The following is a 12,011-nucleotide window of genomic DNA, read 5'->3' as shown; positions in this document are numbered from 1 at the left end:
ATAACCATGCTGTTCCACGTGAAGATGACCGTGAAACTGCCGGTCGACATGGACCCGGCCAAGGCCGCCCAGCTCAAGGCCGACGAAAAGGAACTGGCCCAGCGCCTGCAGCGCGAAGGCACCTGGCGCCACCTGTGGCGTATTGCCGGGCACTACGCCAACTACAGCGTGTTCGATGTCCCAAGCGTCGAGGCCCTGCATGACACGCTGATGCAACTGCCACTGTTCCCGTACATGGACATCGAGGTCGACGGCCTGTGCCGGCATCCCTCGTCGATCCACAGCGACGACCGCTGAGCCGTACCTGTCTGCCTGACAAGAACAATATGAGGTAAGCACGATGACCGTGAAAATTTCCCACACTGCCGACATTCAAGCCTTCTTCAACCAGGCCGCTGGCCTGGATCACGCCGAAGGTAACCCGCGTTTCAAGCAGATCATCCTGCGCGTGTTGCAAGACACTGCACGCCTGGTCGAAGACCTGGAAATTACCGAGGACGAGTTCTGGCACGCCGTTGATTACCTCAACCGCCTGGGTGGCCGTAACGAGGCGGGCCTGCTGGCCGCTGGCCTGGGCATCGAGCACTTCCTCGACCTGCTGCAGGATGCCAAGGATGCCGAAGCCGGCCTTGGCGGTGGCACTCCGCGTACCATTGAAGGGCCGCTGTACGTCGCCGGGGCGCCGCTGGCGCAAGGCGAGGCGCGCATGGACGACGGCACCGACCCAGGCGTGGTGATGTTCCTCCAAGGCCAGGTGTTCGATGCCGATGGCAAGCCGCTGGCCGGTGCCACGGTCGACCTGTGGCACGCCAACACCCAGGGTACCTATTCGTACTTCGATTCGACCCAGTCCGAGTACAACCTGCGCCGGCGCATCATCACCGATGCCGAGGGCCGCTACCGCGCGCGCTCGATCGTGCCGTCGGGGTATGGTTGCGACCCGCAGGGGCCGACCCAGGAATGCCTGGACCAACTCGGCCGCCACGGCCAACGCCCGGCACACGTGCACTTCTTTATCTCGGCGCCGGGTCACCGTCACTTGACCACGCAGATCAACTTTGCCGGTGACCAGTACCTGTGGGACGACTTTGCCTATGCCACCCGTGACGGGCTGATCGGCGAGCTGCGTTTTGTCGAGGATGCGGCGGCGGCGCGTGACCGTGGCGTACAAGGCGAGCGCTTTGCCGAGCTTGCGTTCGACTTCCACCTGCAGGCGGCCAAGGCGCCGGAAGCCGAGGCGCGCAGCCATCGGCCGCGAGCCTTGCAGGAAGGCTGAACGGGCTGTAGTTACTGCATTGCTCAGAACGTGATGGCTTGCACGATCTCTGTGGGAGCGGGCGTGCCCGCGAACACCGGCATGGCCGGTGCCATTCACCGCGTTGCCTGATTCGCGGGCACGCCCGCTCCCACAGGGGCCAATCAAGCTCGAGAGTTGCATGCGCCTAGTTTTATTTTGCCTGGGCCTTTCCGTGCGGGGAGGGCCTGGGCTTTTTGCCGTCTGCTGAAAACCCCTCTGCATTTCCCGCCTGATTTTCCCCCCCCCGTCCTTTCGAAATAGCGCTCATTGAAATACGTGAAAAGTGGTCTAAAAAATTTGCCGCCGATGTAAGCGTTGAAATCCTGATTCATTACAAAATAACCAATGTAAATCATTGTGTTGCGTGGATTTACCTGTCCAATTGGGCGGCTTTTTAAGGGTTTTTTCTGTATTTTTACCGTGAAAATTCAATTGACAATTCACGTAAATAATCGCAAATATCTGTCACCGGCACCCAAAACAAGAGAGACAGATATGCCGCCCCAACCCGCCTTCGCTTCCCTGCGTGGCTGGTGCTTGCCAACGGCCAGCGCCGCCCGTCATCCCCAGCCTTACCACCCAAACCGCGCCTGAGACGGAGATCATCCATGGATTCGCTTTGCCTGCGTGACGCGCCCGTGTCGGCGCTTGCCTCCGGCCCTGCTTTCGAGGCCTTGCTTGACGGCGTTCGTGAGCGTGCCCGCCTCGGCGAGTTCGATCGCCAGCGCCATATTTCCCGCGACGTGATCGATGCGTTCAAGGCGCACGGCGTGTACCGCGCCCTGGTGCCCAAGCGCTTTGGCGGGCTTGAGTGCTCGCCAGCGGCCTTCTGCGAAATGATCGAACGCATCGCCCACGCCGACGGCTCTGCCGGCTGGGTCGCCAGCTTCGGCATGAGCCCGGTGTACCTGGCTGCGCTGCCGCTGGAAACCATCGCCGAAATCTACGGCAACAGCCCCGACACCGTGTTTGCCGGTGGCATCTTCCCGCCACAGCCGGCGGAAACCGTGCCCGGCGGTTTCAAGGTCAACGGCCGCTGGAAATACTCCAGCGGCGCGATGGGCGCCGATATCGTTGGCGTCGGCATCACCCCGCGCAACGGTGACAAGCTCGACCTGCCGCGCCTGGCTGTGCTGCCGCGCAGCCAGGCGCGCATCGAGGAAACCTGGGACACCGTTGGCCTGCTCGGCACCGGTAGCCACGACCTGGTGGTCGAGGATGCGCGGGTGGGCGAGCAGTGGACCTTCGTGCGCGGCGGCAAGCCGAACCTGGACGAGCCGTTCTTCCGCTACCCGTCGCTGTCGTTCGCCACCCAGGTGCTGTCGGTGGTCGGCCTGGGCATTGCCCGCGCCGCACTGGACGAACTGTCGGGCATGGCCAGCGGGCGTATCTCGGTCACCGGCGCACCAGCCCTGGCCGACCGGCCACTGGCCCAGGTGGACGTGGCCAAGGCCGAAGCCGCGCTGCGTTCGGCGCGGGCGTTCTTCTACGAAGCCATCGAGCAGGCCTGGGGCCATGTGCTGGCTGGCGACCCGGTGCCGGTGGCGGTGACCAACCTCTTGCGCCTGTCCTCGACCCATGCCGCGCGCGTCGCCGCCGAAGTGGCGCGCAGTGCGCAACTGCTGTCCGGCATGACCGGCATCTACAACGAGAGCCCTCTGGCGCGTTGCGTCAACGACGCGCAAGTGGTCACCCAGCACGCCTTCATGGGCGATGTCACCTACCAGAACGCCGGAGCCATGTTCTTCGGCAAACAGCCCCTGCCGGGCTACCTGTAACCCTCGGGAGATTTGTCATGAGCGACACCAAAGCCTTGCGCGTGCTGTTCTGCATGGGCATCAACCAGAACTTCTTCGATGCCCCGCGTGAAGAGCAGCTGCAGGTGTGGGCCGCCTTCAGCGCCATGTGGAACGGCATCCACGACCTGCCCGGGGTGCGCGTGCTGGGCAACATGGATGACGACCAGGCCATGGTCGGGCCGTCCGACGGCTTCCCCTGGACCACCTACCTGCTGGCCGATGTGCCCAACATCGAAACCGTGCACGCCGCCTGCAACCTGTTCCGCACCACGGCAGTGGGCGAGGGGCCGTACAAGCTGTGGCGCTACGCCAAGGTCGAGGCCCGTGTCGGCCGTGAACTGATCATCCAGCGCGCCTGAGAAGAGGAATAATCCCGTGAGCAACCTGATCCCCGCCATCAACCTGGCAATCGACCCGGCCGAGCTGGTACAGCCCGACCGCGTGCACACCTCCTTGTATACCGACCCGGCGCTGTTCGATGCCGAGCTGGAGAAAATCTTCCACAGCACCTGGATCTGGGTCGCCCATGAAAGCGAAGTCCCCGAGGCCGGCAGCTACAAGACCACCTACATCGGCAAGCAGCCGGTGATCGTGGTACGCGACCGCAAGAAGGCCATCAACGTGCTGCTCAACCGTTGCCGCCACCGGGGCGCGACCGTGTGCGAGCACAAGAAGGGCAAGACCAACAGCTTCGTCTGCCCCTACCACGGCTGGGGCTATGCCCTGGACGGTTCGCTGCGCGGTATTCCGCACCCGGAAAGCTACGGCGACTGCCTGGACAAAGCCGAGCTGCCCTTGGTCAGCCTGCGCACCGAAAGTTACGCCGGCATGGTCTTCGCCACTTTCAAGGACGATATCGAACCGTTGCAGGACTTCCTTGGCGCGGCGAAGAAGTGGATGGACCTGTTCATGAAGCAGGGTGCCGGCTACGGCATCAAGGTACCGGGCGAACACCGCTTCCGCTTCCCTGGCAACTGGAAAATCCAGCTGGAAAACACCACTGACGCCTATCACTTCCCGCTGGTGCATAAAAGCTTCCTGTCCTCGGTCGACGAACAGACCCTGGAGCTGTTCGACTTCGTCAAAGGCCCCGGCTACGTCGAGGACCTGGGCAACGGCCACAGCGTGATGGTGATGATTCCCGAGCTGGTCGACCTGGAGGCCGACCTCGACAAACCGATCCCGGAGCGGTTCGAGAGCCTTGCCGCCGAGCTGCGCGACGAAGGCATCGACGAGTTGCAGGTACGGCGTATCGTGCGTGCGGTCGGCGGTTCGGGTTTCAACCTCAACCTGTTCCCCAATGTGGCCTGCTCGATGGCGTTCTTCCGCGTGCTGCAGCCGATTTCGGTGAGCGAAACCGAAATCCATCACGCGGTGATCACCATGGACGGTGGCCCGGCAGCGGCCAACCGCTACCGCCTGCGCCTGCACGAACACTTCCAGGGGCCCATGGGCTTTGGCACGCCGGACGATTCCGAGGCCTGGGAGCGGGTGCAAAAAGGCGCCCGCGCCGGTGAGGACCTGTGGATCATGCTCAACCGTGGCCTACCAGGCGAAAAACCCAGTGTCGATGGGCTGATTTCCGACGTCAGCGCCGAGACCGGCATGCGCGCGGCGTACCAGCAGTGGAAGAAGATGATGAGCGCGGAGGCCAAATGATGAACCTGAACCTGTTTAACGAAGTCACCGCGTTCATTTGGCAGGAAGGCGACATGCTCGACCATGGCGAGTACGACGCCTGGCTCAACCTGTGGACCGAGAAAGGGAGCTACATCATCCCGATCGACCCCAGGGAAACCGACTACGAGAACACCCTCAACTATGCCTATGACGACCATCACATGCGCCGCTTGCGTGTGCAGCGGCTGATTGGTGGCGAGTCGATCTCCACCAGCCCGCAGCCACGTACCGTGCGCACGATTTCGCGTATCCGTGTGCTTTCGGACGACGGCGTCAACCTGACCGTGCGTGCTGCGCAGAACGTGCGCGAGTTTCGCAAGGAAAGCCTCAAGCACTACAGCGCCGACCTCACCTACACCCTGGTGCGTGCCGAAGGCGGGTTCAAGATCCACCGCAAGGTGATCAGCCTGATCAACAGCGACGATACCCTCGCCGGTATCGGCTACATCCTCTGAGGAGATGGCCATGAACCAAGTCGCATTGGTGACCGGCGCTGGCCAGGGGTTGGGTCAGCGTTTCTGCGCCCGGTTGCTGGCCGCAGGCTTCGACGTGGTGGTCTCGGACCGTGACCTGGCACTTGCCCAGGCCACCGCCGAGCAGTTGCAACCGCAGGCTGGACGCACGTTGGCGGTGAAGCTGGATGTCGGCAGCAAGGCTGATTTCGAGCAGGCACTGGCCCAAGTGCTGGAACACTTCGGTGCCTTGCATGCGGTGGTGAACAACGCCGCCGTGACCAGGACCACGCCACTGATGCAGATCAGCCCGGAAGAGTTCGACGCCGTGGTCGGCCTGAACCTGCGCAGCGTGTTCCTCGGCTGCCAGGTGTTCGGCGCGTACCTGGCCGAGGCTGGTTACGGGCGGATCATCAACATGGCCTCGCTGGCTGGGCAGAACGGCGGCACCGCCACCGGCGCGCACTACGCGGCGAGCAAGGGCGCGATCGTCACCCTGACCAAGGTGTTTGCCAAGGAGTTCGCCGCTCGCGGCGTCACCGTCAACGCCATCGCCCCCGGCCCGATCGACTCGCCGGCGGTGCATGCTGCTGTGCCCAGCGAACGCCTGGCAGGGCTGCTGGCCAACATCCCGGTGCAGCGCCTGGGTGACGCCGACTTCCTGGGTGACTTGATCGTGCAACTGGCACGGCCCGAGGCCTACTTCACCACCGGGGCGACTTGGGATGTGAACGGCGGCCTGTTCATGCGTTGACATTGATGGGGTGCCTGAGCGCCCCTGGCTACTACAGGACACCGAGCATGAATGAAGAATTGTTGAACGTAGTCGTGCGCAAGCGCGAGATCCAAGGGGCCGATGTGGTCGTACTCGACCTCGGTCGTGCCGACGGTGGCGCCTTGCCGGCATTCGAAGCGGGCGCGCACGTGGACATCCATGTGGCGCCCGGCCTGGTGCGCCAGTATTCGCTGTGCAGCGACCCGGCCGACGCGTCGGTGTATCGCCTGGGCGTCTTGAAAGACCCGGCGTCCCGAGGCGGTTCGGTGGGGGTGCACGAGGCCCTGATGGAAGGCCGCGAGGTGCGGATCAGCACGCCGCGCAACTTGTTCCCGCTGGCGGCTGGCGCTACCCGCTCGATCCTGCTGGGCGGTGGCATCGGCATCACACCCATGATCGCCATGGCCCACGCCCTGCACCAGCAAGGCGCCGATTTCGAGTTGCACTACTGCGGTCGCTCGCGTAGCCGCAGTGCGTTTCTCCAAGCGCTGGCCGATGCGCCGTTCGCGGCACGGGTAGTGACCCATTTTGACGATGAAGAGGCGGCTCAGCGCCTGAACCTGGCCGATGTGCTCGGTGCTGGCGTACCCGGCACGCATCTGTACACCTGCGGCCCGTCGGGCTTCATGGACTGGGTGATCGCAGGTGCTCGCCAGCAGGGTTACGCCGAGGGCCAAATCCACAAGGAGTACTTCCAGGTCGAGGTCGACGCCACTGGCCAAGGCTTCGAAGTGGTCGCTGCGCGCAGCAACAAGACCGTACAGGTCGCCCAGGGCCAGACCATTCTCGATGCGTTGGCCCAGGTGGGTATCCGCATCGATATTTCCTGCGAGCAGGGCGTGTGCGGCACTTGCATGTGCGAGGTGCTGGAGGGCGAGCCCGACCACCGCGATGTGTACCTGACCGATGAAGAAAAGGCAGCGAACGACCAGATCCTGGTGTGCTGCTCGCGGGCCAAGTCGAACAAGCTGGTGCTGGACATCTGAGGAGCATGACTATGGTAGATACAACCCGTTTTCGCAACGCGATGGCCATGCTCGGTGGCGCCGTTTCAGTCATCACCACCGATGGCCCTGCCGGGCGCTTCGGCTTCACGGCTTCGGCGGTGTGCAGCGTGACCGACTCACCACCCACCTTGCTGGTGTGCATGAACCGAGCTTCGTATTCCAACGAGCAGTTCAAGGCCAATGGCGCGCTGTGCGTGAACGTACTGGCCGGCACGCACCAGCAGTTGTCCGGTGCTTTCGCCAACCGCAACCTGAGCATGGAGGAGCGCTTTGCTTCCACCTTGTGGACGGTACTGGAGAGCGGGGCGCCGGTGATGCAGGAGGCGCTGGTGAATTTCGATTGCCGCATTGCCCAGGTGCATGAGGTGGGCTCGCACAGCATCTTCTACTGCGAGATCCAGGATATTCGCCAAGGCGGTGCGGATGATGGGCTGGTGTATTTCAACCGGGCCTATCACCGGGTGTGCGATACCTCCAAGGCCTGCTGAGCGCGCGCCTTGTAGGAGCAGCCTTGTGCTGCGAAGAGGCCAGTAGCTGTTGTGGCTGTACCGGCCTCTTCGCAGCACAAGGCTGCTCCTACAGGATTGCGGTGAGGCGGCCTGTTAGAAGGTGTCCAGGTTATGGAAAACCACCTCGAGCGTTTTGTTCAAGCGCTGCACCTGCGCCTCGGTCAGCCCCTTGAAGCTGCGCTGGAACAAGTCCCGAGTCACATCCTGCATGCGTGCGATGCTTTGCAGCCCGGCCGCGGTGATGCGCACCTGGGTCACGCGGCCGTCCTCGGGGCTGGGCGCGGTGTCGACCAGGCCGTCATCCTTCATGCGGTAGACGATCTTGGTGATGGTCGACAGCTTGGCAATGGCATGGGTGGAGATTTCGGAAATGCTCGATTCACCGTTCTCGTTGAGGATCCACAGCACGCGCCAGCGCGGCACGTCGAGGTCGATCTTCTTCAGCAGCCGTTCCATGTTCTGGGTATAGCGGCCGTGCACACGGGCCAGCCAGTAGAAGGGGAAGTCTTCCTTGCGAAATTCATCGCTGGCCGGGTCGTGATGGCTGTGGCCTTTGTTCTTCGAGGTGCTCATCGCTTCACTACTTGTGCGGAAACAGTCGCGACATGATAGACGTTTCCGCCTGTTTGGCTATCACCAAGGTGCATCGAAATACTGGAATGTTCAGTTGACATTTCATGTATTTGGCAAGCATCCATATTTTTAAGGGCGGCATGACAATGACAATAATCGTAGAAACCCTCGCCCTTGGCGGCAATGGCCCACGGGTCGCCATCAAGGACACCATCGATGTTGCCGGCACCGCGACCCGCGCCTCCAGCCAGGCGCTGGAGGATGCGCCGTTGGCCGAGCGGCATGCCGAAGTGGTCAGCCACTTGCTGGCTGCCGGGGCATGCCTGACGGCCAAGGTCGGCCTGCATGAGTTGGCCTTCGGCACGACCGGCATCAACCGCCATACCGGTACGGCGGCCAACCCGCGTTTCCCGGGGCGCATTCCCGGTGGCTCGTCCAGCGGCTCGGCGGCTGCAGTGGCCGCTGGGCTGGTGGACTTCAGCCTGGGCACCGACACCGGTGGCTCGGTGCGCGTGCCAGCCTGTTGCTGTGGGGTGTTCGGCCTGAAGCCGACCTTTGGCCGGGTCAGCCGCCAGGGGGTGATGCCGGCCTACAGCAGCCTCGACTGCGTTGGCCCGTTCGCCGCGAGCCTGCCGATGCTGGTGCGCGCCATGGGCATGATCGACCCAAGCTTCGTCCCCGCCCAGGTACCCGCCAAGGCCCGTATCGGTGTGCTGCGGGTTACTGCCGAGGCGGGCATCCACAAGGTGGTACAGGGTGCCTTGAGTGCCAGTGGCCTGGTACTGGGCAATGTCGAGCTCAAGCACTTTGGCGCCGCTTACGAGGCCGGCATGGTGGTGATCAACCGCGAGACCTTCCAGGCCTGTGGCCACTTGCTGGAAACCGGCAAGGTCGGCAGTGACATCGCCGGGCGCCTGGCGGCGGCGGGGCAGACCAGTGATGCCGCGCTGGCTGAGGCAGAGGCGATACGCCAACGGTTTACCGAGGAAGTCGACCAGGCCCTCGCCCGTTACGATGTACTGGCGTTGCCGACCATGCCGGACTTCCCGCTGCGGCTGGAGGAGGCCGGCGACACCCGCGCGGTACTCGGCATGACCTCGCTGGTACGGCCGTTCAACCTGTCCGGGCACCCGGCGTTGAGCATTCCACTGGGTAGCGAGGCCGGCCTGCCAGTGGGTCTGCAACTGGTGGGGGCCAAAGGTGCGGACGAAAAATTGCTGGCAGTGGCCGAGCGCTTGCTGCTCAACCTGTATGGCGGTAACGGGGGCAGCAATGACTGACTTGCATGAGTTGCAGGCCCGTTTGCAGGTGTTCGAGCACCAGCAGGCCATTCGGGTGTGCATCAATCGCTATATGGAACTGTGCGACCAACTCGATGCCAATACCCCGCTGGACGAACTGGCCGGCTTGTTCACCCGTGATGCCGTGTGGGAAGGCAAGGGCGCCCGGTATGCCGCCAGTTTTGGCGGGTACCGTGGGCGTGAGGCGATCCGTGCAATGTTTGCCACCTACATGAAAACGCCGGCGCACTTTGCCTTGAACGTGCACTTTCTCACCAGTGAGGTGATCGAGATGGATGGCGAGCAGGGAGTGGGGCGCTGGGTGATGTTGCAGACCAGCACCTTTGCCGACGGTGCATCACACCTGAATGCTGCGCGGCTGACGGTGCGCTTTGTGCTGGAGGAGGGGCAGTGGCGCATGGCGCATTTCCAGACCGAGAACCAGTTCAGCCGGCCGGTCACCGCCTGGAACAGTGAAGCACCCCTGCCAGTGCCTACTCGATAAGCCTCCACGCGGTCAGTGTAGGAGCGGCCTTGTGCCGCGAATGGGCCGCAGCGCGGCCCCGGCGGCTCATGCATCAAGGCTGAAATCATGGGGCCGCTCCGCGGCCCATTCGCGGCACAAGGCCGCTCCTACAAGGGGGCGGCGTCCGTTGTTCAGAAGGTACTGACGAACACGATCTGGCTATACAGGTTGTTGTTGTCATTGCCCAACTGTGTGCCGCCTTGCTCGGCGCTGCGCTCCGGCGTGTACAGCCCCACCAGTGGCACCACCATCAGGTGCTCATTGATGGTCCATTCCGCGTACAGGTCCACCTCGTGGCCATCCACATTGCCCAGGCTGCGGTCGAGGGTGTCGAACTTGAAGCCCATCAGCCCCACATTCAACGACGGTGTCGGGCTTACCGTCAGCCCCACCTTCTGGATCCGCGCATTGCTGTTGAACGGCCCGGCATAGTTGCCCGCCACTTCACCCTGGAACCAGGTGCCCAGCCCACGGCCCAGGCCATAGAACAGCGTGTCGTACTGCTCCGAGAACCGGCTGTAGCGGTAGCTGACGTTCGGTGTCCACGGCAGGCCGGCGAAGGTCCAGCCCGCTTCCAGATACCAGGCGTCCTCCGTCTTGGTGTGCGGTTTGTCCTGCTTGGCATATTCGCCGGACAGGAACAGGTTCTCCACCCCGGCATTGCCTTGGCCACGAATGCTGTAGGTCTTCATGCCATCGCGTTCCTGCTGCAGCGGCGAGGCGTACTGCTCGTCGACATGGGTAGTGCCGATGTAGGTCAGCCCGACCGTACCCGCGTCCGCCACATGCTCCAAGGTGGCCACGTGCATTTCGGTATTGGCTTGGGCGCGGTTGTCCGACTGCAGCCACATCAGGTCGCCGCGCCAGCCTTTGCTGCCACCCAGGCGCAGCACGGCGGTTTTGTCGAAGCTCTTGCGCGCGGCCAGGTAGTACGCGCCGCCACGGTTGAACTCACCCTCGGCCAGGCCGTGGCCAACGTTCAACGAATCGCCCTGGATCAGGAAGCCATCGCCCACCGCGATCATCTGCTTGCCGAACGACAGGTCGATGCCGTCTTCGCCCAGCAGCGGCACCAGGTTGCCGGACTTCCAGCCCAGGTAGGCGTCCTCGATCTTGGTGGTGCGCTCGCTGCCATCGCTGAAGCCGGCGGCGTCGCCGTCACCCCAGGTGCCTGAGCTGAGCAGGGCGAAGGCACCGTACACTGAACCGGCGCTGCCCAGGCGTTGGTCACCGCTCAGGCCGTATTTGACGTAGCCCTCGCGCCATGATGTGGAGCCGGGTTGGTCGCGGGCGATGGCGTAGCTTTCTTCGCTGTGGAATACACCGAACACGGCTTCGACATTGGCATTCAGATGGCGCTCGGCATCGCTGTATAGCTCTTGCGCGCAGGTACCCAGCGAAGCCCCGGCCAACAGCGCGGCCAAGGTGAAGCGGAATGGGCGGTGGTGCATGGTCTGGCTTCCTTTGTTATGGGTTTGGCAGAAGTCCCGAAGACATGCCAGCCATCATGCAGGAAGCCCTGGCACGGGCTTTTGCCCTGGCTGCCAGTTGTGTTTGGCACTGTGCCAGGCCGATAAAAAACACAAGGCCCCGTAATGAGGCCTTGGTGCAGAGGGCTATTTGAGCCCGGCGAGGAAGCAGGTTACCGCCTGGCGTTCGCCAGCATCCGGTAGCCCGGCGTAGGGCATGTAGGTGCCGGGGACTGCGGCCTGGGGTTGCTCGATGAAGGCGCCGATGGCTTGCGCCGTCCAGCTGGCCTGGCGGCTTTTCATGGCTTGGGAGTAGTTGGCGCCTGGCACGCTGCCGGGGGTGCGGCCGACCACGTCGTGAAGGTTGGGGCCCATCATTACCGGGCCGTCTTTTTGCGCCGAATGGCAGGCTGCGCAGTCACGGGCGAAAACCTGCTCGCCTTGCTGGCGTTTTGGCGCGGCGCAGTCTTCGGCCAGGGCGAGGGGGCTGGCCAGGCTGGCGAGCAGGAACGGGATTGCGAAATTGCGGGGGGCGAAGGTGGGCATCACGCACGGGTCCTGGGTGGGTTCTTGTTGGTATTTGGCAGGATTGTGCGCCAGTGTCGGTCGCTGGGTTTTAGTGTGCCTGCCAAGGTGTTTTCTGG

General features: G+C 63.4%; 14 protein-coding genes. 11 read left to right on the top strand and 3 right to left on the bottom strand.

Annotated elements, in window-relative coordinates; genetic code table 11:
- Nucleotides 1–6 precede the first annotated feature (6 nt).
- From catC to ACNFBR_RS08710, 9 genes are all read left to right on the top strand, one after another.
- Entirely contained in the window at nucleotides 7–297 is a 291-nt protein-coding gene (catC, locus tag ACNFBR_RS08750) for a muconolactone Delta-isomerase (protein ID WP_003256111.1), read from the top strand.
- Nucleotides 298–340: 43 nt separating this feature from the next.
- A complete protein-coding gene (gene catA, locus ACNFBR_RS08745) occupies nucleotides 341–1,276 on the top strand; it encodes a catechol 1,2-dioxygenase (protein WP_416734544.1) in 936 nt (311 codons plus the stop codon).
- 629 nt (nucleotides 1,277–1,905) lie between these two features.
- On the top strand, nucleotides 1,906–3,075 hold the full coding sequence (gene iacA / locus ACNFBR_RS08740) for an indole-3-acetate monooxygenase (RefSeq protein WP_416734543.1): 1,170 nt from the start codon (nucleotides 1,906–1,908) through the stop codon (nucleotides 3,073–3,075).
- Nucleotides 3,076–3,092: 17 nt separating this feature from the next.
- Nucleotides 3,093–3,455: an IacB protein gene (locus ACNFBR_RS08735; RefSeq protein WP_346646050.1), complete on the top strand. Its 363-nt coding sequence runs from the start codon at nucleotides 3,093–3,095 to the stop codon at nucleotides 3,453–3,455.
- 16 nt (nucleotides 3,456–3,471) lie between these two features.
- Nucleotides 3,472–4,755, top strand: coding sequence for an aromatic ring-hydroxylating oxygenase subunit alpha (locus tag ACNFBR_RS08730; protein ID WP_416734542.1), 1,284 nt, complete (start codon nucleotides 3,472–3,474; stop codon nucleotides 4,753–4,755).
- Nucleotides 4,755–5,231: an aromatic-ring-hydroxylating dioxygenase subunit beta gene (locus tag ACNFBR_RS08725; protein WP_416734921.1), complete on the top strand. Its 477-nt coding sequence runs from the start codon at nucleotides 4,755–4,757 to the stop codon at nucleotides 5,229–5,231. The genes ACNFBR_RS08730 and ACNFBR_RS08725 overlap by 1 nt, the downstream gene beginning before the upstream one ends.
- Nucleotides 5,232–5,241: 10 nt before the next feature.
- Complete coding sequence (locus ACNFBR_RS08720; RefSeq protein WP_416734541.1) at nucleotides 5,242–5,982, top strand: SDR family NAD(P)-dependent oxidoreductase; 741 nt, start codon at nucleotides 5,242–5,244, stop codon at nucleotides 5,980–5,982.
- A gap of 47 nt (nucleotides 5,983–6,029) precedes the next feature.
- Nucleotides 6,030–6,989, top strand: a complete 960-nt coding sequence (locus tag ACNFBR_RS08715) for a PDR/VanB family oxidoreductase (protein WP_416734540.1) — start codon at nucleotides 6,030–6,032, stop codon at nucleotides 6,987–6,989.
- Nucleotides 6,990–7,000: 11 nt separating this feature from the next.
- On the top strand, nucleotides 7,001–7,498 hold the full coding sequence (locus tag ACNFBR_RS08710) for a flavin reductase (RefSeq protein WP_416734539.1): 498 nt from the start codon (nucleotides 7,001–7,003) through the stop codon (nucleotides 7,496–7,498).
- A 114-nt stretch (nucleotides 7,499–7,612) separates the two neighbouring features.
- On the opposite strand, the gene ACNFBR_RS08705 is transcribed toward ACNFBR_RS08710, so the two are convergent.
- Nucleotides 7,613–8,092: a MarR family winged helix-turn-helix transcriptional regulator gene (locus ACNFBR_RS08705; RefSeq protein WP_416734538.1), complete on the bottom strand. Its 480-nt coding sequence runs from the start codon at nucleotides 8,090–8,092 to the stop codon at nucleotides 7,613–7,615.
- A gap of 146 nt (nucleotides 8,093–8,238) precedes the next feature.
- Here ACNFBR_RS08705 and ACNFBR_RS08700 point away from each other — a divergent pair, with 146 nt between their 5' ends.
- Both ACNFBR_RS08700 and ACNFBR_RS08695 read left to right on the top strand, forming a co-directional pair.
- Nucleotides 8,239–9,372: an amidase gene (locus ACNFBR_RS08700; RefSeq protein WP_416734537.1), complete on the top strand. Its 1,134-nt coding sequence runs from the start codon at nucleotides 8,239–8,241 to the stop codon at nucleotides 9,370–9,372.
- Nucleotides 9,365–9,877 carry a nuclear transport factor 2 family protein gene (locus ACNFBR_RS08695; RefSeq protein WP_416734536.1) on the top strand — a complete coding sequence of 171 codons (513 nt, stop codon included), beginning with the start codon at nucleotides 9,365–9,367 and terminating at the stop codon, nucleotides 9,875–9,877. Before ACNFBR_RS08700 ends, ACNFBR_RS08695 begins: the two co-directional genes overlap by 8 nt.
- Before the next feature lie 152 nt (nucleotides 9,878–10,029).
- On the opposite strand, the gene ACNFBR_RS08690 is transcribed toward ACNFBR_RS08695, so the two are convergent.
- Both ACNFBR_RS08690 and ACNFBR_RS08685 read right to left on the bottom strand, forming a co-directional pair.
- A complete protein-coding gene (locus ACNFBR_RS08690; protein ID WP_416734535.1) occupies nucleotides 10,030–11,349 on the bottom strand; it encodes a hypothetical protein in 1,320 nt (439 codons plus the stop codon).
- A 165-nt stretch (nucleotides 11,350–11,514) separates the two neighbouring features.
- Complete coding sequence (locus ACNFBR_RS08685) at nucleotides 11,515–11,913, bottom strand: c-type cytochrome (protein WP_416734534.1); 399 nt, start codon at nucleotides 11,911–11,913, stop codon at nucleotides 11,515–11,517.
- Nucleotides 11,914–12,011: the final 98 nt, after the last annotated feature.

It is taken from the genome of Pseudomonas sp. NY11955, from assembly GCF_048068035.1.
Classification (GTDB): Bacteria; Pseudomonadota; Gammaproteobacteria; order Pseudomonadales; family Pseudomonadaceae; genus Aquipseudomonas.
This window is presented reverse-complemented; position numbering and strand designations above follow the sequence as displayed.